This is a genomic window from Acinetobacter sp. NIPH 542 (genome assembly GCF_000369825.1).
Lineage (GTDB): Bacteria > Pseudomonadota > Gammaproteobacteria > Pseudomonadales > Moraxellaceae > Acinetobacter > Acinetobacter oleivorans.
Window position 1 is genome coordinate 729,295 of sequence record NZ_KB850206.1, and the last position, 22,985, is coordinate 752,279.

Genomic DNA, 22,985 nt, shown 5'->3' on the forward strand with positions numbered 1-22,985 from the left:
CAGACGGAAAAAAGTTAGTGCTGATGATGCTAGGAAAGATGATTTCTTATTTAATAATAAAAATGATGCAATGAATGCTGGATCTAAAATGTTGGGGGCCAGGGGCTGTGAGAAGTTATAATGAAAAAGGTCAGCGGAATGGTTGGAAAAATGCTAAAGGAGATACTGTATATTGGAATCATGGAGATTGGGGTAAAGGCGTTGGTACCTCAACTTTCCCTCATTTGAATTATGACGTGAGTGGGAAGAAAGGGCACTTATTTATGAGAGACAAAATTGAAAATTCAGGTATGGTAGATGACTTTTATAGTAAATATGAAAAGGCTCGAGGATGTCCATGAGTTTATTAGAAATAACTGAAAACAGTGATGATTCAAAGTTATTGGATTTGAGTTGTGATCAAGATGAAATTACGTTGACTATAGCTCATGATTATTTTGATAAAATTATTCGTATCACTTTTCCTTTTCAAAACTTTTTTAGTAGTTTTTCGACTAAAAGTGATGGTATATGTTTTTTATCTATTGAAAATATAAAAGACACACTAAATGTAAAAAATGGAGTTTATATTCCTTCTACAGATTTTGGTGATTTTATGTATGACGTGAGAGAAGGTAATAGCAGTGGATATGGTTTGAGAGAAAGTAAATTTAAAAATTTTTTTAAAGTTATAGGAAGTTTTAAAGTAGTCATTCCTGTTGAAAATTTTGAAAAAATAAAAATTGAATTTCTAAATAATTAGTAGAGGCTGTTAATAAATTTCTTGGAATACTAAAAAATTAATAATCGTTAAAATTTAATTAATAACATAACTCGTTAATTCATTTTTTTATATTTATCACGGATAGCATCCCCATTCATTCGTGTATTCAAATGGTTAAGTTTCTCTTTACAAAATAGACAGATGTTTCTGTATTTTATAAAATAATGCCAATCCTGACAAAGTTTTCATAAAAAAGATGTTAGCTCATATACATAGAATTCTAGAAGATTTGGGTATCAGCTCGCAAAAACGCGTGCTTCATGTTCAGTTTTCTAATCCATCATTGAATACTCAAGTCTTTTTGCAAAGCATTGAAGGACAGCATCAGCTAAATGAAGGACTGACTGCTGAGTTATTTTGTGTTTCTACTAATGCCCATATTTCATTAAAACAATTTATTGGTTGTCAGGTTGCAGTCGATCAAGTAACTGATCAGGGGCAGCTATTTAGAACTACGGGAATTATTACCGAAGCCAGTCAGGGGCAGAGTGATGGTTCATTAACATTGTATAAACTGAGATTACAAGATCCGACCGCGCTATGGCATAAACGCCGAAATAGCCGTGTATTTATGAATAAAAGTGTACGGGACATTACTGAAATTATATTTACTGAGTGGCGGAACAAAAGCTCGTTGTTTGCTTCTGCCTTAACTTTGGATTTAAAAAACCTAACTCAAGACTACGATGTTCGACCTTTTGTCATGCAAAGTAACGAAATGGATTATGAGTTTTTAACCCGACTTTGGCGTAGTGAAGGCATTAACTGGTTAGTTGATGAAGCTCAGTTGTTTGTTACTGATAGCTCGGATGAGATTCAATCACAAAAGTTACGTTTAATTGATAATAATGAATCATATTTAGCATTAGACCGAAGAAATATCCGTTATCACCGCAGTAGTGCTGTTGAACAGCAAGACAGTATGACAAGCCTTGTGCCAACTCGGAGCTTGCGATCTACAGCCGTGCATGTGCAACGCTGGCAGGCTGATGCTTTAAGTCAAGAAGAAGGTATGGGTAGTGTTCAGTCAAAGCATAGTCATAGTGCTAATCAGGATAATGCGAGTTTAAGTCTAGAACATGCATGGCATGTCAGTCCTGCTTGGATGCAAGACTTAAATGGGGAAGACCAAGCCACTGCATCGGGTCACCAGCAGTTAGAAAAACTCAATCAGAATCTATCTGATTATTATGCATTTCAATCAAAATACTTTCATGCACAAACCACGGTACGTGATGCGCAAGTTGGCTATTGGTTTGAATTGGATGAACATCCTGAAATAGATACTCATAGCGGATCAGACAAAGAGTTTCTGATTGTTGGGAAAAGCTTCTATCTGCAAAATAATTTGCCTAAAGATTTACAACAGCAAATCAATCAACTTTTTAGTCAAAGCCACTGGCAAAACAATCAATCAGGGCTAAATGACCAGACTGAGCGTCAGGTTAATGAGCTCATTCTGTCGCGTAGAAATATTAAAACTGTTCCTGAGTACCATCCGTTAGAGCACCGTCCAGCTGCTTACCCGCAGCGCGCTAGAGTGGTGGGCTTGGAAGGCGAAAGTATCCATGTTGACCAATGGGGGCGCATTAAAGTTCGCTTCCTATTTACCAGAACTGACGACCATAGCCATGATGGTGGTGCAGGAAGTAACGATAATGATACCGATTCGGCTTGGGTCGATATATTAACCCCATGGGCAGGTGAGGGTTATGGCGCACGTTTCTTGCCTCGCGTAGGCGAGATCGTGGTGATCGACTTCTTTGACGGCAACATTGACCGCCCGTTTGTGGTGGGTCGTATTCATGAGGCTGAACGTCACCCAACGCAATTCGACCAAAAAGGCCAACTACCCAACACTAAAAAGCTCAGTGGTATCCGCTCCGAAGAAGTCGACGGTAAGGGTTTTAACCAGCTACGCTTTGATGACACCACAGGGCAAATCAGTGCCCAACTACAAAGTAGCCATGCAGCAAGCCAACTAAACTTGGGTAACTTAAGCCATCCAAAAGATAAGGCGGAGAGCGAAGGCCGTGGTGAAGGTTTCGAACTCAGAACAGACCAATGGGGTGCAGTAAGAGCAGGCAGTGGTTTACTCCTTAGTACCCACAAGCAGGATCAAGCTCAAGGTGTACACCTAGATGCAAACGAAGCCAAGCAACAAATAGAAGGCAGCCTAAATAATGCCAAGGCACTCAGTGAAGTTGCTAAAAATCAGCAAACTGATCCATTAGATATGCTTGAGAATATTCAGACTTTCTTAGAAGTTCTTAAACAAGAAGATCCTAAAAAGGCTGCTGAGTTTCAATCGGCAGTGATGCTGTTGGCATCTCCAAAAAGTATTGCTGTAAGTAGTAATGAAGATATACATCTCAGCGCAAATGGTCAGCTCACTCAAAGTGCTGGTGACAGTATTAATCTCAGTACACAAAAAAGTATAGTGGGTCATGCGAGCCAAAAGATTAGTCTGTTTGCCGCTCAGGAGGGTGCTCGACTTTTTGCTGGTCAAGGTAAAGTAGAAATTCAGGCACAAGGTGATGGCTTAGATGTGATTGCTCGAAAGGGCGTACAAATTACTTCAACTGAAGACACGGTTTTTATTACTAGCCCAACTGAAATTAATCTGACTGCAAGTGGATCTCAAGTTAAGTTGAATGGTTCGGGTATTTTCCCTGTTACGGGCGGTAAGCTTGAGGTGAAAGCAGGGCAGCATTTGTTTATGGGAGGATCATCAATAAATCCACCTGCATTAGATTTACCAGACTGTTCTGCTAAACAGACTCAAGCTGCTCAAAATGGATCAGCAAAAGTGATATTAGACTAAGATGAAGCTTTTATTTTCTAAAGATGAATTAAATTCTAAAAAGTTAAGTAATTTAATATCAAACCTATTTGAACAAAATGGTCATATTAGTTTTTTATGTGATGAGACTTTATTGAATGGATTTTTTGATGAATTTATCGAAAAGTTAAAAGATTATGAATTGGAACCAATAGAGATTGCAGCTGGCGCTAAAAAAAATAGCCGTCCAGCTCTTTTCTTTATAAAAATAAAAGTGAAAGAAGATCTAGCAAATTCATTAGACTTTATTACTCATACATTATTAATGAATTTAGATCAAAATGAGGATGGTTATTTTATTCATGGATTTAGCAAAATTGTTGATCTAAAAATTGCAGTTCAAACTTTTAAAAAACTTGTTATTGCAAAAGATACAAAGAATAAATTTATTTTTCGTTGGTATGATCCACGAGTGTTAGTTTACTTGCCAGCAATAATTGATAAGAAAAGCGAGCGAATTGAATCATTTTTAGAGAATTGGCATTTTGTTTTTTTTAACGGTTTGTATGAGGTGAAAATTCAGGAAAAAAGGTCGCTTTTTCCTCTTACTTTTACAAATGCTGAGTCAGCAAAACTAGATTTAATTGAGTTATCGAATACAGTAATTAAACAATCACTTATATATGACGAGAAGTTATTGATTCGTCAGGATGAGATATTGGATTCACTTCATCAAGCAATAACACATTATGGAATTTTACATGTAACGGATCTTATTGCTTATGGAATGTATTCCGTTATTTTGCATAGAAATTTTATAAAAAGTCGTTTGATTTCAGACATACTTGATCATTGTTGGGTTGATAGAAGTGAGGCCAACTCATTTACCAAGGCAATGGACTATTTAGAAGAAAATCAATATTCACAAGTTATAAGAGAATGTAAAGAGAGCTACCATGGCTAATGATAAACCGACTTTTGCGAAACAAATGAAAAAATTTGGGACGCCAGCACAACAAGAGCAGAAAGTAGTTCAAAAGTTAGGTGTTAGTCCAAACCCAAGCAAAATTAGTCAGCAGGCTGCTGCATCGACGACTCAGAATAATAAAATACCAGTCACTCAGATGTCTAAAAAGGAATGTACTAACTTTTGTCGCCCTACAGGTATAAACATATTACCTCTTAAATATTCGGTAGCTCGTTTAGGAGTAAAACCATTACCGGCACAATTAGGAGCCAATGTTACTAATGTTTCACTTAAGGAATATAAATATACAGTTCGAATGATTAATTCAGGATATATTTACTTACTCATAAAAAGAAAATCAGGGAAAAAAGAGTGGGTTGCGTATATTACTAATAAGAAGGGGTTTCATCAGGAGTTTGCTATAGGGGGTAAAGCTCCAATTGTTGCTCAAGATTTTGCATGCAATAAAGCTGGACATAGTGCTAACGCTTCTTTAATTACCATTCCTTCTATAAATAATGATGATGCCCAGACGGTCTATTTGCTTCATGCTCACGCTCCACTCACCAAAAAAATGAGAGAACAATTTGAAAAAAATGCTGATCAGTATGCGACTTCAGGCTACTGGCAAAAAATTGATGTAACAAAAGGAGCTGTCCAGCAACATTGTCTTTCTAGTGCCCAGTTAAGTGCTGTTGCATTGCCATTAGAATCATATGGTTCTGCTCGTTGGGGAGCAATAAACAAGAAATTTAGTGAGAAACCGAAAGAGCATATTGGTGTTGCGCTTTATGATCCGATTGGAATTACTTCTAAATTAAATGAAGATCGTAATATATTAAGCTTTAAAGGGGTTGATAGCTTCTTAAAAGAAAATAAAGACGGCTTTAGCAACGAACATAAGCTTCAAACTATGACTTTGATTGATAATATCGAGTCTACTTTGAAGCAAAATTTGATAAGTGCAAAATTTAAAAACATTGAAGCTAATAAAAATACAACGTTAGGTCATTTGCAATATGACCCAAGAATTACAGCACATTTGGATAAGAAAACTTTAGATCAAGTCAAGAAAAATGTTGAAAAAACTGCCGAACAACATAAAGTTAGCGCACATCAAGAAGCAATCGTGCAAGGGAATAAAGCTTGGGGGAAATATCGAGAAGAACTCGATATGGATGCTCTAGATAAATTTCGCAAGGATATCGATAAAAAATCTGAAGAGAGTTATGCTGCTGCGGCTCGCTATGTAGATGATCATTATAACTGGCTGGTTTCTTCTAATCTTTTAAAAGGTCTATTCTATTTTGATCAAAGTGAAGAATTGAAAGAGGGTAAAGTATCAAAAGAAAGTAATGGCTTTATTTTTCATGCAGTCATTATGGATTTAATGTATGGCATGAATTTATTGCAGAAAGGTAAGGATTTATTAAATAAATGGATATGCGAAAAAAAGGTTCCAGATAAAAACTTGTTCTTGAGAGCTTATTGTTTTAATAACAAAGTCTTGATGGATGAGTATGCTAAGATATTTGAAAGCCCAAGTTCAGCAAAAGACTTACTGGATTATAGTAAACAGAGTTTTAGTATGTTTACCGCAGCCGATGCTGCCTTTGATAGTTGGTTAGGGAGTATTGAGGGGAAAAAGTTTATCTCGACAAATGACTTTAAATGGCCAGATAAACTGTTTTACTGGATATCTTTGATGCTGAATACGGCTCTAAAAGAGTTTGGTGATATACGTTTAAGAACAATAAATATTAGTACAATTACTATAATGGCACGTGAAGGTGCTCAAAGGCATACAGCTCAATTGTTATATTTAAGGTCAGGAAATTTAGCTCAACAAGTCCCATTAACGAGATTGATGTATAACCTAGAATTTAGAAACGCTGCAATAGCATCTTTACCGCAAAGTGGTATAGCTTATACTTATCGCAATACTAGGGTGCTAGAAATTAAAAACTCGGTGTCCTTAGCAGTTAAAGGACAACCTGATATTACCAAAAACCGAATACTTGCTATCGTAGGGGTTTTTGAGCTCCTGAATTTTTATTTTCAATATGATGCTTGGAAATCTGATATTAAAGATAAGCCAGAGTTATCTTTACAATTAACGGGTGCTTTGTTTACTTTAACCTCTGCTACTTTTGAGATATTAGGGGAGGTTTGGTCAAAAAAAGGAGTAACTGTAGCTAATTCAACTGCCGCACTTAGAATTACTGCAGGAGGGATGGGGGTAATTGGTGGAATTATAGGCTTGGTTGTGGATAGCAAGAATCTTAAAGATACAACTAATAATACCTTAAAACTTTTGTTAACTTTTAAGATAGCGGCTAATTTTCTATTAGCTGTAAGTCAAACTTTGGTTTTTACAAGTGTTGTTGTATCTCATATAGAGTGGCAATTAACTAAAAAATTATCAATAAAATTAACTAGTAGTGTAATTGTTGCAAGATTAGCAAGTGCAAGATTCTTGGCAGGGATCAATATTATAACTATTGGTCTTGTTGCACTAGAATTTGCATTAAAGAATTGGGTTTTAGATGATGCTTTAAAGGATTGGTGTCAAAAATCTGCCTTTCATAAAGCAAAAAGTGGTGAGAAGCCGTTTAAAACTGCAGATGAAGAGTACGAAGAGTTTAATAAGGCAATAGTGAGTGTTTGATTATGTATGATTTAATTAAACTTGAAGGGCGTATTCAAAAACTAGAGGTGCACGACGGTATCCTGAATACCTTAGATCAAACTGGAGATAAACAAATCACTTCATCTGCTATTTTGTCTACTGTTTCTAACAATATATCCTTAAGTGCACAAACTGTATTTCTAGCATCACAAAGCCGTTTACATGTACAGTCTGTTGTTATGGAAATAGATGGAAAAATCTGCATAGGTAAATTTCATCGTGCTCTAATAGTTGAAAATGAATATGTTATTTGTGTTGCTAGGCGATTAGAAAAAAATTTATATGAACTCTATTCTATATTGAGTCCTAAAACAGGCTTACTTTATATGCAAGTCGGTATGGGGGCTTCCGTTAAGAAGTATAAGGCCTCAGCTACGAAAGGAGCTAAATTTTTATATGCTCTTACTGTAGTTATGATGATAGGACTATTCATATATATAGATGATTATTCTATAGATAACTTTATAATCTTTGGTGGAGTTATTATTTTATTTTATTTTGTAATTATTTTTATTATGAAGGGGACTGTCAAATCCCTCAAACATTTTTCAGAGAAATCAGAAGAAATATTTAAAATTTATGGTTTCGAAAATCCAGCAGAAATTTTTTTATTATCTGGACGCCACTATAGTGATGATTATAAAATTCTTTTAGAGTCTGTATATGAATATAGAAAAGTTATTAAAAAAGATCCATACCCAGAAAACTATATAGAGCAAAAAGAGCGGAATGTATGATTTATTAAAATTTGAAGGTCGCATTCAAAGGTTAGAGATTTATGATGACTCTTTAAGTGCATTTGGAAAGTCTGGTGATGCTCAAATTGCATCTTCAGCGATTTTGAGTGGTGTGGCAGAAAATGTTTCATTGTCTGCACAAACTGTATTTCTCGCTTCACGTAGTCGTTTACATGTCAAATCAGTTGTTATGGAAATCGATGGTAAAGTTTGCGTAGGGCAATTCCATCGTGCGTTATTTGAACATAATGAATATGTCATTTGTGTCGTAAGACGTCTTGAAAAAAAATTGTATGAACTTTATTCAGTATTGAGCCCTAAAACAGGCTTACTTCATATGCAGGTTGGGATGGGAGCTTCTGTTAAAGCTCATCAGACTTCTATAGCTAAAGGTAGAAATGTTTGGTACGCAATAACAATTTTATTAGGATCTTTAATTTATTTTTGGGCAAGAGGTTTTAATCAGGTTGATATATTAATTTTTTTAGGAGTGGCTATTTTATTTTATTTTATTTTATTTTTTATTATTAAAAATGCATCTCACTCATTAAAACATTTTTCAGAAAAGTCAGAACAAATTTTTAGTTTGTATGGCTTTAAAGATCCGCAAGAGGTTTTTTTATTGCCAAGTCGTTATTTGAGTGAAAAAGATCATTTGTTACTAGAATCCGTATATGAATATAGAAAAGTTATTGAAAGTGATCCATATCCAGAAAGCTATATAGAGCAAAAATAAAAGAATGGGGCCAATAACTAAAGGCTAAAAGGTTATTTAAAGGTAAAGATTTTGAAATTACATCTTCAACTGGTTCAGGGCCCAATCCATTCTCTAGATAAAGCCAAATCTAAAATACCTGTAAATCAGGATGTGGGCGACATCGCAGCAGGTACCGCTTTTGCAGGTGTACTTGCTGGAAGCAGCTCCTTACTTACAAGCTCACCTATTTTATTAATGGCTGGAAAAGCAAAAGATGGTATAACTTTTATAGGTGAAATAGATAAGTATCCATTAGTAGGGCAATTTACGACAGCACGTTTTGAAGAAAATGACGAATTGATTGCTGTAATTAGCGAAAAAACTATTGATGGACGTCATCAAGTTTATGCAATTGTTGATCCTAAATCAGGTCTATTGTATATGATCTATGAAATGGGTCGTTCAGTAAAAATGGGATATAGAGCTATTATGATGCAGACTTGTTTTTTTAGTGCTCTGTCATTTGGCTTGTTCATGGTGATACTTATATTTAGTTTTATCTCTTCTTCTGATTATTCTGGTGAGAGTATAATATTCTTCTTTGAGGCAGTGCTTATAACATTTTTTATTTCAGTTTCATTTTCTGCATTCATAAATTATTTTAGTTTTCGAAAATCATATGAGAATTTTGGCAATTTATCTGAACAAATATTTGAAAAATTAGGTTTTGAAAATCCTAAAGAGCAGGATTTTTATAATGATTTTTTAACTGATAATGGTGTTCAGATTAGTGTAATGAAGTATAGAAAAAATTTAAAAGGCCAAGATCCTTATCCAGAAGATTATTTTGATAAGAAAAATTTTTGAAGTAAAAGGTTAATTAATGAAGCTTAGATTGTTTGTCATTACCTTAATATTATTCACATCTGCATGCACTCAAGACAAAGAAGAACACACTCACGGAACTTTGACTAAAGATTATAAAGATGTGTCTGAATACAAGTCTAAACATGATCTGGAAAAGGCTGTGAAGGCAAATGATGCAGAGGCTATTTTTGTATTAGCATCTATGTATGCCACAGGCGAAGGTGAAAAATTTGATCAAAAGAAAGCATTGGAACTATTTGAAAAATCTGCACAACTAGGCTCCTCAAATGCCATGCTTCAATTAGGACTGATTTATCGAAATGGCAATGAAGTTGTTAAAAAAGATGATCAAAAAGCTTTAATTTGGTTTGAAGAAGGAGCTAAAAAGGGAAATCCTTCCGCAATTCACAATGTTGGGTTGGCCTATTACAAAGGTTTAAATGTAAAACAGGATAGAGCAAAAGCTTTTACATATTTTATTCGATCTGCTGAATTAGGACTCATACAATCCCAGACGGTAGTTGCTGCTCAATTATATGTAGGTGATGGTGTCGAGAAAGACATCAAAACATCTTTTAAGTGGTTATTAAAAGCTGCTGAACAGGGAGATCTTGAGTCACAAAACAATGTAGGCTTGGCTTATGAGCGAGGTGATGGTGTAGAGCAAGATCCGCTTCAATCACTTGTCTGGTTTAAACGCGCTGCTGATCATGGACATGCGTTAGCGCAATATAATACTGCTCTTAAGTATTATAATGGTGCAGGTATGAAACAGAATTTAGATGAATCAATCCGATATGCAGAAATGGCTGTACGCAATGGAAATAAATCTGGAGCAGAGTTGTTATTTAATATTTATTCGGATGATAGTAGTTCAAAATTTAGTCCTGAAAAAGCTAATTATTGGAAGTCTAAAATATAAATTTATACTTAAATAAAAGTTCTTTTGAGTGGAAAGGTCTTTTTATTTTTCTCTAACTTAAAACTCGCAATATTCTTTAAAACTATAACGCCAAATAGTTTATTTTTCTTGATATTGAATGTGGTTTTGAACTATCTAAGAACTTGACCTTAAGAGAAAGATGGTTACTCATAAATCTATGAGTTTTATTGATTCTAATTGCTTTCCCAGAGTGAAATAAAAAATATACCAAATAGACAGATTAGTCTTGACAAGTTAAATTTTATTTACATTGAATTTTACTTTCATAAATTTGAAATGTATCTTTTGCAATCATTTAATCTGTCCAATCGTTTAAATCAAATAAAATATTTTTAAGAAAATGTTTCATAAAACTTAACTAAATGATATTTATGATAATTTTTGGTTTAGTTTTAATTTTATTTAATGCATAAAAATCAACAACTTATTTTTAATTACAAAAAATAACAATATTGTATTTTTATAAGAATAACTTTATTAAGCTATATTTTATAACCATCTTAACTATTTACTTTTAGTTTAAGTTGATATGATTTTTATATAAAATATGTTTGTTTATATGATAAACTGCGCGTAAATTTTTTGAATATAAGGTTTTTAGACTGATTTTTTAATGTTTTATCAATATTAACTTTTCAGTAAAGCCTTGAATAAATAAGAAAACAGAGGAATGAAAGTTGTGTTGAAACGAAGTATTTTGATACTTTCTCTGACTGGAAACATTATCGGTCTATCAGGTGCTCATGCAGCAGAACTTGAGCCTGTAAAACTTAAAAAAAGTTGTATTAAAAAAAATCCTTTAGCAGAAGGTCAGAATGACCCTGAGCTATTGAATATTTTTAAACAAGTTTGTGATAGTGATAATACGACTCAAAAAAATGATTTATTAGCTAAAGCAGCTATGCGCTTTTATCAAACCAATCAACCAGTTAAAGCATTAAATTTGGCAAGTCAATTGCAAAGTCAAAATATACGCGGTTCATTAATAACAGATGTTTTATTTTTATCTGGTGTAAGCATTGCAAATAACTCTTTGCAGCAAATGCGAAGTCAGGAAATGCGTTATTTAAGCAATGATGTAACTTATCCACCCGCTAAACAATTAATTGAAAATATCCATACTTCAATGCCTGCGCCAGATACTTCAAGTGTTAAGGCGGCTACAGAAGGTGGCTCAGTTGATAATGAAAGAAGAAGTTATAGAAAACAAACTGTAACCCGCAACAGAGTTACAGCTTCCAGAGCAGCAAAAAAACGAGTAGCAACTCCAGCAAAAGCAACTGCGGTTAAACCAAAAACTGCCCCTGTAGCCAATGTTAATAAATCAAAAAGTTCGCCTTTTGACCCTTTAATTAAATAATCAGGAATAGAATCTTATGGCTAAGAGAGAAAGCGTACAAAAGAAGCTTCAGCGAATTCGACCTCCACGTGTTCAGCTTACATATGATGTCGAAATTGGTGATGCAAAAGAAGCGAAGGAACTACCATTTGTTGTTGGTGTGATGGGTGATTTTTCGGCAGCTTCTGAGCTTGAACGTACAAAATTAAAAGATAAAAAATTCATTAATGTCGATTTAGATAATATTGATGAAGTTATGGAGTCATTGTCTCCAAGAGCTGCTTTTCAAGTAGATAATACGCTGACTGAAGAGGGCGGAAGAATTGCAGTTGATTTAACATTTAAGTCAATGGAAGATTTTCGCCCAGAAAATGTTGTTCAACAGGTTGACCCATTAAAGAAACTTGTTGAAGCACGTGAGCGTTTAACAGATTTAAGAAATAAGATTTCTAACAGTGAGCGTTTAGAAGACTTACTTGATGAAGTGCTTAAGAGTACTGATCAAATCCGTAAATTAAGTGCGGAGGCTGATCATGAATAATGCTCAAACGGCAGCAATGCCTCTTGCTGAAAATGAACAAGTTAATCTTCTAGACTCGATTGTTGAAGAGAGTCGTATTGCTCGAAATGAAGAAGAACATTCGCGTGCAAAAAGCTTAATCGGTGAACTTGCTAAAGAAGTAATGGCAGGAACAATTACAGTTTCTGAAAATATGACTTTATCAATCGATAAGCGTATTGCAGAAATTGATGCTCTGATTTCAAATCAATTAAGTCAGATCATGCACAATGAGCAATTCCAAAAGATTGAGTCAACTTGGCGTGGTCTTTACTACTTCTGTCAAGAAACACCTTCTAATCCTCTCATTAAAATTCGTATGTTGAATACGACTAAAAAAGAGTTGGTCAAAGATTTTCAAGGTGCTACAGACTTTGATCAAAGTACTTTGTTTAAAAAAATCTATGAAGAAGAATATGGATCTTTTGGTGGTGCACCATATTCGGCACTGATTGGTGATTTCGAATTTGACCGTACGCCTTCTGATATGTATTTGCTTGAGCAAATCTCTCATGTTGCTGCAGCGGCTCATGCACCGTTTATTTCGGCGGCTAGTCCAAGCATTCTTGGTCTTGAATCATTTACAGATATTGATCGACCTAGAGATGTGTCGAAAATCTTTGAAACAGCTGAATATGTTCAATGGCGTTCATTCCGTGACAGTGAAGATGCTCGTTATGTCGCTTTAACCCTGCCGCATGTGCTGGGTCGTCTTCCTTATCATCCAAAGGAAGGAACTGCTACAGAAGGGTTTAACTTTGCTGAAGATGTTTCGGGTGCAAACCACAACGAATATTTGTGGATGAATGCTGCTTATGCTTTCGGTACTCGTTTAACAAATGCATTTGATATGCATGGTTGGTGTGCTGCAATTCGTGGTGTTGAAGGCGGTGGTTTAGTAGAAGGCTTACCTGTTCATACGTTTAAAACACAAGATGGCGAAGTGGTATTCAAGTGCCCAACAGAAATTGCGATTACTGATCGCCGTGAAAAAGAATTAAGCGATTTGGGCTTTATTCCTTTAGTGCATTGTAAGAATACCGATTACGCTGCTTTCTTTGGCGCGCAATCAACTCAAAAACCTAAAAAATATGACAATGATACAGCAAATGCTAACTCTGCTTTATCAAGTCAAATTCAGTACATCATGGCCGTTTCACGTATTGCTCATTATTTAAAAGCAATGATGAGAGACAAAGTGGGTAGCTTTGCTTCTGCTGGAAATGTTGAAGCATTCTTAAATGAGTGGTTGTCACAGTATGTATTACTTGATGATGGTGCTTCTCAAGAAGCGAAAGCTCAATACCCTCTACGCGAAGCGTCTGTAAAAGTTGTAGAAGATCCTGCTCAACCAGGTCACTACAAATCTGTGGTTTTCTTGCGACCACACTTCCAGCTGGATGAGTTGTCAGTTTCTTTGCGACTTGTTACTGAGTTACCTCAGTCCTCAAATTAATAAAGGTCAGCGAAAGAATAACTTTAAATTACAAATAGGAAAGTTCTAAATGAAAGATATATACGTTGAGTTTCGCGGTAAATATAAAGTTGATGGCGAGTCTCGTGACTCTGAGCACAAAGGCTGGTTAGAAGTTAACTCTTGGTCTCATAACATTCGTCAACCTAAATCTGCTACTTCAAGTAGTGTTGGTGGCCATACTGCTGAGCGTGTTGAACATTCAGATATGCTTTTTATTAAAGACCTAGATGCAACTAGCCCGAAATTATGGGAAGCATGTTCAGCTGGTTATACATTTGATGAAGTACAAATTGATTTTTATCGTGCAAATGGCGATAAACGTATCAAGTACTTACAAATTAAATTGAAGCATGTTCTAGTTTCTAGCGTAACTCCAACAGTTAACGAAGAAGGTGTTCCAACTGAAGCGTTTGGTTTGAAATACGCAGCTGTTGAGTGGACTTATAATCAACAAGATATTAACGGTACTGCTAAAGGTGCTGTTACTAAGAAATGGTCACTTTCTAATAATACTGCTTCTTACGCAGCATAATTATTTAAGTGAATATTTGGTGGAGGCTGACATAAAGTTAGCCTCTGCTGTCTTTAAGCATGCTTGTTGTGAACTCGAATGAATTTAGATCGGCTTTATCCATATGGATTTCGTTCAACTTTGTTTGATCGCTTAATTCCTGAAAGTGAAGATTATGCAAAGGGTCTTTCTATTCAGCAGTTAAGAGAATCGGTAGCAAAAGATTTAGAAGACTTGCTGAATAGTCGAGTCGCTAAATTGGATCATGTGGTTGATGATTATCCGCTAGTTAAAAAATCTATACTTCAGTTCGGGATTATTGATTTCGTGGGGCTTTCTACAGCCAATCCGCTAGATCGAGACAAGATTTGCCAATCCATTGAACAATCAATAGCAGCTCATGAACCTAGATTAAGACAAATACGGGTAGAGATGTTGTTGGATGGACATAATATGGGGGCACTATGTTTAAGTATTCAGGCTTATCTAAATATTCATCCACTGTATGAACCTGTCGTTTTTGATGCATTGCTAAAACCGACAACGCAGCAATATGTAATTTCAGCGAGAACCTAAGCGTAGTGGGTGTGTTGTGATAGAAGAGCTTTTACCGTTTTACGAAAAACAACTACAAGAATTTGGTCAGCAATCTCGTGAGTTTTCACAAAAATATCCGAAAATTGCTCAGCGCTTATCTTTAAATCAAGAGCAGATTGATGACCCGCATATTGAGCGTCTTATACAGGCGTTTTCATTAATTGCTGCTCGTATTGATAAAAAGCTTGCTGATAGCTATGACGTATTTACGCGCTCTCTATTTGAGGTGATGTTTCCTCAATACTTACGTCACTTTCCTGCTTGTTCGGTAGTCAGTTTCGAAGATATAAATAAGATAAAGCAGCTCACAGAAGCGCATATTGTTCCTGCACACACCGTCTTGAAGTCGCGTAGTTTTAAAGGGGTTCAATGTGAGTTTAATACGACGCAAGAAGTCAAATTACTCCCAATAAGTTTGCAAGCGCTAGAGTTTAAAAGCACACCTAGTGCACATATGCATTTAAGTCAAAATGCGACTTTAAATTTTAAATTCGAAATTTTTAACAATGCTCATCTATGTTTAAAAGATGAAAAACTACCTATTTATTTAGATGCAATTTCTAATTTTCCACTTCAAGTACTAGACAGTATTTTTAAGAAGGGGACAACTTTTGCTATTAAAATAGGGCAGAAAGTTGTTGAGCTGAATAAAAATCCATTTGAATTAACTGGCTTTTCAGAGCAAGAAAGTCTATTGCCTCTCGATCAGCATACTCACCATGCTTATCGTTTGCTGATGGAATATTTTTGTTTTCCTGAAAAATTTAATTATCTAAAACTCGATTTAAGTTTTTTAAAGCTTCTATCTTTAGAAGAGAGTGGTTTTGAGCTGCTTATACATTTTAAATTAAATTTAAATGATCAAGCCGTAGTCCGAAATTATTCTGAATTAAATATCGCTAATTTTAAATTATTTACTACGCCAGTCATTAATTTATTTGAAAAATACGCTGAACCTCAAAAAATTGTACACAAGCAATTAGAATACCCACTGATTACAGACGCACATCATCCTGAGTTTTATCAAGTTTATTCAATCACTGAAATGAATATGGTTCGTGAAAAAACGAGTCAAGAAGAAAGCTATGTTCCTGTACTACCTTTTTTCGCGATGAGTCACTACCATGCAGATAAGGCTCGTTTTTTCTATTCAGTAAACTATCAAAAATTACAGCCCAATTTCGTCGAAATGGGATATTCAATTATTTCTAAAAATCTAAATCCTTCGTCAACACGTTCGGATTTTATTAGCACAAAATTATTATGCTCAAATCGTGACTTACCACATGAAGCATTGGGGCAGTCTAATAATATATTGAACCTCAACGATAGTAGTTTGGCTCGCCGTGCGATTGTTTTAAAAAGACCTACAAAACCATATCAATTTGGTCAAAGTCAGAGTGAGCAGTGGCGTGTTATTTCGCATCTTTCATTGAATAGTTTAGCTTTAATGAAAGGTGATGCGGTATCTCATATTAAAGAGTTACTTGCGTTATACAACTTACCATTATCAAAAGAAAATTATTTAATTATTGAATCAATTAAGCATCTTGAATTTTCACTTACTCACAAACTTGTAGATGGAAAACCATTTCCAATATTTGTAAGGGGCGTGAAGGCCGAATTGCAAATTGATTCATCTGTATTTAGAGGGCATAGCCTATACATTTTTAGCCAATTGTTAAGTCGTGTTTTTAATTTAAAGGTTCAAATTAATAGTTTCGTTGATTTGGTTGTTAAGGATTATTCATCTCAGCAGGAGTTATACCAATGCAGTCAGAACGTTGGTGGCAAGACTCTTCTGTAACAGCTGAGCTCTTTACAAAGCCAAAGTCTTTTGAATTTATCCAAGCAACACGGCTATTAAGACACGATTCAAGTCGCACAGTTAGTACATCTTGGAGTGATCATTTTAAGTTTGAGACATCCTTTAATTTAAATTTTCCTGCTACAGAAATTGAAAATTTAGAATTAACGGACGAGCGGATTTATATCACAAATTTAATTGTTGGTCTTACGGGCATACAAGGTGCTTTACCTTATACATATACGAATAAGATTAAGCAGGCCCCACGTCAGCAAAGAGCTGAAACTAAAGAGTTTCTGAGCTTATTTAATCATAAGCTTACTGCCCAATATGTAGAGTCGAGCATTACCTATAATTTGCCGATTCGATATGAGATTGAGCATAAAAATGATTATCTCGATATTTTGCATGCGTTGAATGGCTATGTACGGTCGCAACATCAGCAAACAGAGCTTGATGACTATTTTGCAGAGTTTTCTGGATTAATGCAGGGCCAGAATAATACAGTTCATGCATTAAAAACGATGTTGTCGTGTATTTTTAAACATGAAATTACGATCAAAGAGTTCATACAAGAGTCTTTTAAATTGGCGAGTGACCAATTAACAACTTTAGGTGGAACTCAGCCGAGTCTACTTGGTGTTAATACATTTTGTGGCGAAACTATTCAGCAAATTGATGGGAAAATTGAAATTCAAATTGGACCATTAAAGCGTCAGCAATATCTCAGTTTCTTACCAAATCAAGAATTAAGTTTAAAACTAAAAAAAATTGTAGAAACTTGGTGTAGTCCAACTTTATCGATAGATCTTCGACTCGTATTAGATGAGTCTGAAATACAACCTATTTGTCTCACTCACCATAATCAGAATGGTTTGGGGCAAGGTTCTTTTCTTATATCACGAGAACCGAAAGTACATAGTCATGAAACTTGCTATAGCCTTATTGGAGAGCGAATATGATTAAAAAAATATTACTTTCGTTCATCGCTATTTTTGCATTAGTTAGTGGATTTATTATTTTCTACTGGCGTGATGTTCAATATAACCCTGATAAAGGTGATTTTTTCCTTTATTTCCTGCTATTACCAGCAATTATTACCTTGGTGATTTTATCGCCATGGTTAATTTATAGCGCTTATAAAAATTATAAAGAAAAGAAAGAACAAGCTATAAATCAAGATAAAGATGATACTAACCAAAAACAAACTGCGGTAACCGATGCACCACTCGAACAGTTAGATTTTAATATTTACTCTTCTTTTGCTGTGCATGCATTTGGTGAGAATGAAAGCATTATTGCAGAGCTACAAAACTTTAAAAGTCCAGAGCTGGATGATCAACTGTTAAATTCTTACGGATTGCCTCTTTTATCTTACCGAATTAAAGACTTGGATGAAGATAATCATGAGGAGAGCGAGTATGCATCTCCACGACAAGTTCGTATGATGTCATTAATAAAACAGCAATTAGAACAAAATATAGAAAACTTATATCTTCTTGCAGAGCATTTAAAACGTTCAACTTTATTTTATGAGTCGCAGCAAGCACGTGAATATCATATGCATCCGGCATGGGTTGATCCTGAGTCTGAATATGATGATGTTCAAATGCCGATAGTCGAAGTTTATCGTTTAAATCGCTTAAATCTACATATCCTTCTTTCAGAGGATTTATTACATATCTGGAATGATGAACAAAGTAATGAATTAATTTTAGAGTTTTTTGCTGAGATCGGCATTCCTGCTCAAAAGATCCATATTGAATATCATTTTTTTGGAGAGCAACTGGCTTACCAAGAGCTGATCCACCTATTAAAGGGTATTCATAAAAGAGAACACGAGATGTTCTTTTTGCTCGTCGCAGATTCCGAAATTGATCAGGATCTAGTCGATGAAAAGTCTTGGATGATTAAAGATTATATTCCTGCTGAATTTGCAGCAAGCTGTTTACTTGCTGATCCTTTAGTAAAAATTCAAGAATTAGAACCTACAAAAAATCTAAAAGTTGTTGTAGGCCAACAAGATACAGCAAAGCTTTTTACTAATTTTGAATTTCATGACTTACCTCAACATGAAGGTGAGGATCCTTATGTACTGATACTGTCAGATCAGACGGATATAAAAGTTTCGAAGAAATTGCAGCAACACTTTCTTCAAACACCTGTAGAACCACATCACTATATTTATGTGAAATCTTCATTAGGGCATACCCAACATTTAGCTGATATTTATGGCTTTATGCTGAGCATGCATTTCCCTGAACATATCATTCCTTTTGTCTTTGGTGAAAATACGGTGTCAGCACATACATTTGTGCAAAGTGTCACTGAAAATTCAGAAGATGATGTGATGGTGTTGAATAACTAATTTAAACTTTGGACTTAGAACGAGAATAGAATGCATACAATTTTAGGCTACTTGTGGCAGTACATCACGAATCCTAAAGCAATTATCGCCTTGTCATTGTTCGTGGCATTGATGTCTTCATATACTTCAATTCCTCGTCATATATTCTGGGCTTTAGCAACTGCCTATGCTTTGGGTCTTATTGTTTATGGTATCTATTGGCTTATTCAACGAAGAAAGCATGCTGCTCAGGGTGAAGAGCTAGCTGAAGCAATTGAAAAAGATAACCAAGCTGAATATGGCAAAAATAAAGATAAAGAAGAGCTTCAGCTTGTTAGTCAACAAATGAAAGAATCAATTCAACTGATTCGTAAATCTAAGTTGGGTGATAAAAAAGGGAATGCTGCACTATATGAGCTTCCTTGGTATATGGTTATTGGTAACCCAGCTGCAGGTAAAAGTTCAGCTATTTATAATTCTGGTTTAAAGTTTCCTTTCGAAGAAACGCATCAAAAAATGGTATCTGCTGGTTTAAGCGGTACTCGAAATTGTGATTGGTTTTTCTCTACAGAAGGTATTTTGCTCGATACGGCTGGTCGTTATTCTGTTTATAGCGAAGATCATTCTGAGTGGTTAGGTTTCTTAAATATTTTAAAAAAGAACCGTTCTAAAGCTCCGGTTAATGGTTTGATTTTAATTGTTAGTATTGCTGAGCTAATTAGTCAAAGTCCTGAAAACTCGTTAAAGCTAGCTAAAAATTTACGTGCTCGTATTCAAGATCTAACCGAACGTCTAGAAGTAGTTGTGCCTGTTTATTTAGTCTTTTCAAAGATGGATTTGATTGCAGGTTTTACCGAATTTTTTGAATTTTATGAAGCTCAAGAATATAACCAAGCTTGGGGAGCAACGCTTCCATATGAGCAGAGTTCTTCTCATAACGCGGTAGATTTGTTCGAAAAACATTACACCATTCTTTATGATGGTCTAAAAGGGGTAAGCTCGACTCATTTAAGTCGCCGTCATTCGCAAAATATCTCACCAAGTGTAATGACTTTCCCATTAGAGTTTAAAACATTAAAACCAGCTTTAAAGAGCTTTATCGGTACACTTTTTGAAGATAATCCATATCAATTTCAACCTGTTTTCCGTGGGTTTTACTTCACCAGTGCTTTGCAGGAAGGTGTCATTGAAAGTCCAATGACTGAACAAATCGCACAAGAATTTCAGCTTACTCAAATTGCTCAAAGTGATTTAAAAGATTATTCAAAAATTACGCCTAACCATGGCTATTTCTTAAATGGCTTATTTTCAGATGTCATTTTAAAAGATAAAGATCTTGTTAAGCAGCATGTAAATACGGGTAGAAAACGTCAGCGCTACATTGCATTTATTGGTGCTTTAGCGGGCGTTTCAATTATTCTTGGCGTATGGGTTTGGTCATACCGTAATAACCAACAATTAATTGGTGAAGTTCAAGCAGATCTAAATAAAGTAGTTCAACTAGAAAGAGCTTCTGGTCAGCAATTATCTACTCAATTAGAAGCTTTACTGATTCTTCAAAGACGTCTACAGCAGTTAGATGAGTTTGACGAAAATAGACCACTTAAGTTTAGTTTTGGTTTATATCAGGGCAATGAGCTTCGCGAAAAGTTAAAAGCTGAATATTTAAAAGGTGTTAAGCAAATTGTATTAACACCGACACAGCAAAATATTGCTCAATATTTGCAACGCGTAAAAAATAATGAAGCGACATTAAAAGCGAATCACACGAATGTTGAAATCAAGCAAACCGCTCAGTCTCAACAATATTTGGAACCTTCAGATACAAATCCTCAAGATGCTTATAATGCATTAAAAGCGTATTTAATGATGAGTAATCCACAATACATGGATGCAAGTCATCTGAGTGATCAGGTTACGCGTTTCTGGCGTTCTTGGTTAGATGCAAATAAAGGTCAAATGCCACGCGCAGATATGATTCAGGAAGCTGAACAAATCTTGTCGTACGCAATGACTTTAGCGAATGATAAAGAATTCCCAATTTTAGAAGCAGATTCGCAAATTGTTGATCAAACACGCCAAGTATTACTCTCTGTTGTTCGAGGAATGCCTGCACGTGATCGTGTTTATAACGAAATAAAAATGCGTGCTGCGGTACGTTTCCCTGCGTTAACTGTAAGTCAGATTGTGGGTGAAGCAAATAAAAATGTTGTATTAGGTAGTTATGCATTACCGGGTGTGTTTACCCAAAAGGCATGGAATGACTATGTAGAAAAAGCAATTGAAGAAGCGGCAGATAAGCCAACAGATAGTAAAGATTGGGTGCTAAATAGTCGTCAATCTGATGATTTAACTTTCTCAGGTAGTCCAGAGCAAATTAGAAAGCAACTGACAGCGCTCTATAAGCAAGAATATATTGCGGAATGGAGAAAATTCTTAAGTGGGATTCATTATGCTAAAGCTAGCCAATTTGCTCAGCAAGTAAAAAATATTGATGTTTTAGGTGAGCCGCAGAACTCTCCAATTCGAACCTTAATTGAACGAGTAGCAATCGAAACAAACTGGGATAATCCAGTTGTGCAAGCTGAGTTAGCAGCTCCACAAAAAGGATTTATTGCATGGTTTAAACGTAAGGTTTTAAATCATGATGATAAGACTGCTAATCAAGTGGCAACTAATGCTCAGGGCGCTATTTCTCAAGAATACCAAATGTTCTATCAGTTGGTTCGCAAACGCGATGATCAACAGGGTAAATCATTGCTTGATGAATATATGACAAATTTAGCCCTTGTTCGTAGTAAGTTTAATGAGCTTAAGAATGCAGGTGAAGTTGGGCCTAATGCGATGACATTAGTCAAGCAAACCCTGAATGAGCAAACTTCTGTATTTAACCAGACGCAAAAAATTGTAGATGAGAAAATGGCGGTTGGTTTTAGTGAAATTGATCAGCGATTACTACAAAAATTAGTAGTTAGCCCACTTACACAGGCTTTCGAGAGTTTAATTACACCGACACAAGACGAAATTAATAAATTATGGGTCATGCAAGCTTATCAACCATTTACAGCAAATCTTGCTAAGAAATATCCATTTAATTCATCAGCTTCTTTGCAGGCGACAAGTAGTGAAATTGGACAAATCTTAGGTGAAAACGGCAGCATTTCTCGTTTTGTAAAAGAAAATCTTGATCCATTTGTGATTCGTCGTGGTTATACATTAACGTCTAAGACATGGAAGGATTTAGGAATTAGTTTAAATCCTCAATTCGTTATGAATTTCCAAAGATACGTTACTCCATCTAATGGTATGGCAACAGGTGAGTTGAATAGTCAAGCTCCTGCTGCGCCTGCAACTAATCAATCTAACTTCCAGTTCTACCCAATTCCAAATCCCCAATTGCTTTCATATACCGTGGATATTGATGGTCAGCGCATGACTTATGAGAATGGTGTGCAACAGTGGGTGAACTTCATTTGGCCAAATCAAGGCAGTATCCCAGGTGCTCGTATTACCGCTGTAGATTTACAAGGTCAAACGCATACAATTTTTGATGAGCCGGGTGAATATGGTATTAACCGCTTAATTGATAGTGCTCAGCGTAAAGAACAAAATGGCGGATTTGAAATGCTTTGGCGTAGTAAAACCGACCCATCATTAGTTGTAAAAATGAATTTCCGTCTGATCAGCAGTAATTCAGGCAGTATTGGCTCAAGCCGTGGTTATGCAGGTATGCAACTAGTGGATAAAGTCACTGCCGACAAAGCTGCTCGCGTGGTATCTGCTCAGCAGGCGCCAGCTCAAGCAGCTGCTCCAGCAAAAACAGAAAATCCTGTTTCAGCACTTGCTCAGCCTTCTGCGGGAGTTAAACCATGACATGGAAAATAACCTCTATGCGAAAGGAGG

The 22,985-nt window shown here is 35.5% G+C and carries 18 protein-coding genes; all 18 read left to right on the forward strand.

Going from position 1 to position 22,985, the window contains the following annotated elements; genetic code table 11:
• Nucleotides 1-74 precede the first annotated feature (74 nt).
• Nucleotides 75-341, forward strand: coding sequence for a hypothetical protein (locus F886_RS09000; RefSeq protein ID WP_005303983.1), 267 nt, complete (start codon nt 75-77; stop codon nt 339-341).
• Nucleotides 338-742: a hypothetical protein gene (locus F886_RS09005; RefSeq protein WP_005303985.1), complete on the forward strand. Its 405-nt coding sequence runs from the start codon at nt 338-340 to the stop codon at nt 740-742. Before F886_RS09000 ends, F886_RS09005 begins: the two co-directional genes overlap by 4 nt.
• A 217-nt stretch (nt 743-959) precedes the next feature.
• Entirely contained in the window at nt 960-3,587 is a 2,628-nt protein-coding gene (locus F886_RS09010; RefSeq protein ID WP_005303988.1) for a type VI secretion system Vgr family protein, read from the forward strand.
• 1 nt (nt 3,588) lies between these two features.
• On the forward strand, nt 3,589-4,509 hold the full coding sequence (locus F886_RS09015) for a hypothetical protein (protein ID WP_005303991.1): 921 nt from the start codon (nt 3,589-3,591) through the stop codon (nt 4,507-4,509).
• The gene (locus tag F886_RS09020; RefSeq protein ID WP_005303995.1) at nt 4,502-7,180 is read left to right on the forward strand and encodes a T6SS effector BTH_I2691 family protein; all 2,679 of its coding nucleotides are present in this window, start codon (nt 4,502-4,504) and stop codon (nt 7,178-7,180) included. Before F886_RS09015 ends, F886_RS09020 begins: the two co-directional genes overlap by 8 nt.
• A gap of 2 nt (nt 7,181-7,182) precedes the next feature.
• A complete protein-coding gene (locus F886_RS09025) occupies nt 7,183-7,938 on the forward strand; it encodes a putative type VI secretion system effector (RefSeq protein WP_005303997.1) in 756 nt (251 codons plus the stop codon).
• Nucleotides 7,931-8,674 (forward strand): putative type VI secretion system effector, encoded by a 744-nt coding sequence (locus F886_RS09030; RefSeq protein WP_005304000.1) that lies wholly within the window; start codon nt 7,931-7,933, stop codon nt 8,672-8,674. Before F886_RS09025 ends, F886_RS09030 begins: the two co-directional genes overlap by 8 nt.
• A 51-nt stretch (nt 8,675-8,725) precedes the next feature.
• A complete protein-coding gene (locus F886_RS09035) occupies nt 8,726-9,502 on the forward strand; it encodes a putative type VI secretion system effector (RefSeq protein WP_005304004.1) in 777 nt (258 codons plus the stop codon).
• 16 nt (nt 9,503-9,518) lie between these two features.
• Complete coding sequence (locus F886_RS09040) at nt 9,519-10,424, forward strand: tetratricopeptide repeat protein (RefSeq protein ID WP_005304006.1); 906 nt, start codon at nt 9,519-9,521, stop codon at nt 10,422-10,424.
• A gap of 691 nt (nt 10,425-11,115) precedes the next feature.
• Entirely contained in the window at nt 11,116-11,805 is a 690-nt protein-coding gene (locus tag F886_RS09045; RefSeq protein WP_034591032.1) for a hypothetical protein, read from the forward strand.
• A gap of 16 nt (nt 11,806-11,821) precedes the next feature.
• Nucleotides 11,822-12,325 (forward strand): type VI secretion system contractile sheath small subunit, encoded by a 504-nt coding sequence (gene tssB, locus F886_RS09050; RefSeq protein ID WP_003651049.1) that lies wholly within the window; start codon nt 11,822-11,824, stop codon nt 12,323-12,325.
• Nucleotides 12,318-13,799 (forward strand): type VI secretion system contractile sheath large subunit, encoded by a 1,482-nt coding sequence (gene tssC, locus F886_RS09055; protein WP_005304011.1) that lies wholly within the window; start codon nt 12,318-12,320, stop codon nt 13,797-13,799. The genes tssB and tssC overlap by 8 nt, the downstream gene beginning before the upstream one ends.
• A gap of 49 nt (nt 13,800-13,848) precedes the next feature.
• Complete coding sequence (locus tag F886_RS09060) at nt 13,849-14,352, forward strand: Hcp family type VI secretion system effector (RefSeq protein WP_003651052.1); 504 nt, start codon at nt 13,849-13,851, stop codon at nt 14,350-14,352.
• Nucleotides 14,353-14,430: 78 nt separating this feature from the next.
• Nucleotides 14,431-14,907: a type VI secretion system baseplate subunit TssE gene (gene tssE / locus F886_RS09065; protein WP_002048404.1), complete on the forward strand. Its 477-nt coding sequence runs from the start codon at nt 14,431-14,433 to the stop codon at nt 14,905-14,907.
• A 16-nt stretch (nt 14,908-14,923) separates the two neighbouring features.
• Nucleotides 14,924-16,735 carry a type VI secretion system baseplate subunit TssF gene (gene tssF / locus F886_RS09070; protein WP_005304014.1) on the forward strand — a complete coding sequence of 604 codons (1,812 nt, stop codon included), beginning with the start codon at nt 14,924-14,926 and terminating at the stop codon, nt 16,733-16,735.
• Nucleotides 16,699-17,697 (forward strand): type VI secretion system baseplate subunit TssG, encoded by a 999-nt coding sequence (gene tssG / locus F886_RS09075; protein WP_005304017.1) that lies wholly within the window; start codon nt 16,699-16,701, stop codon nt 17,695-17,697. Before tssF ends, tssG begins: the two co-directional genes overlap by 37 nt.
• Complete coding sequence (locus F886_RS09080; RefSeq protein ID WP_005304020.1) at nt 17,694-19,103, forward strand: hypothetical protein; 1,410 nt, start codon at nt 17,694-17,696, stop codon at nt 19,101-19,103. Before tssG ends, F886_RS09080 begins: the two co-directional genes overlap by 4 nt.
• Nucleotides 19,104-19,133: 30 nt before the next feature.
• Nucleotides 19,134-22,955, forward strand: a complete 3,822-nt coding sequence (gene tssM / locus F886_RS09085) for a type VI secretion system membrane subunit TssM (protein ID WP_005304024.1) — start codon at nt 19,134-19,136, stop codon at nt 22,953-22,955.
• The last annotated feature ends 30 nt before the right edge of the window (nt 22,956-22,985 follow it).